Origin of the sequence: Streptosporangium carneum, assembly GCF_027922005.1 — a bacterium.
GTDB classification, from domain to species: domain Bacteria; phylum Actinomycetota; class Actinomycetes; order Streptosporangiales; family Streptosporangiaceae; genus Streptosporangium; species Streptosporangium carneum.
The window spans coordinates 1-528 of sequence record NZ_BSEV01000163.1 but is presented as its reverse complement, the minus strand read 5'-3'; the positions used below and the strand labels follow the sequence as shown (position 1 = coordinate 528).

Sequence of the window (528 nt, the reverse complement as noted above, 5' to 3'; positions counted from 1 at the left end):
GCTGTCGGTCTGGGCCTGGCGCCAGTGCGCCAGCCGGCCGGCAATCCCGTCATCGGACAGGGAGAGAATGGAAGCCGCGAGCAGGCCGGCATTGGTGGCCCCTGCATCGCCGATCGCGAGCGTGCCCACCGGAACGCCGGCCGGCATCTGGACGATGGACAGGAGGCTGTCCTGGCCACTGAGTGCCTTGGACTTCACCGGCACGCCCAGCACCGGAAGGGTTGTCATGGACGCGATCATGCCGGGCAGGTGGGCCGCACCGCCGGCACTGGCGATGATCACCTTGATGCCGCGCTCGCGGGCGCCCCTGGCAAACGCGACCAGCCGGTCCGGCGTGCGGTGCGCCGAGACGACCTGGGCCTCGTAGTTCACGCCGAGATCGCGCAGCAGGCCGGCCGCCTTCTTCTTGCTCGGCCAGTCGGAACGCGAGCCCTTGACGATGGCGACATCGGCAAGGCTGGCGGTGGCAGCCATATCGGGTGAGGACGGCGAAAGATCGCTCATGACGCTTCCTGAACGAAGAAAAGG

The 528-nt window shown here is 68.4% G+C and carries 1 protein-coding gene; it reads right to left on the bottom strand.

Going from position 1 to position 528, the window contains the following annotated elements; all coding sequences use genetic code 11:
• Positions 1 to 504, bottom strand: a 504-nt coding sequence (gene purE / locus PKF00_RS45080; protein ID WP_438827877.1) for a 5-(carboxyamino)imidazole ribonucleotide mutase, incomplete at its 3' end; no start/stop codon positions are given.
• Between the last annotated feature and the right edge of the window lie 24 nt (positions 505 to 528).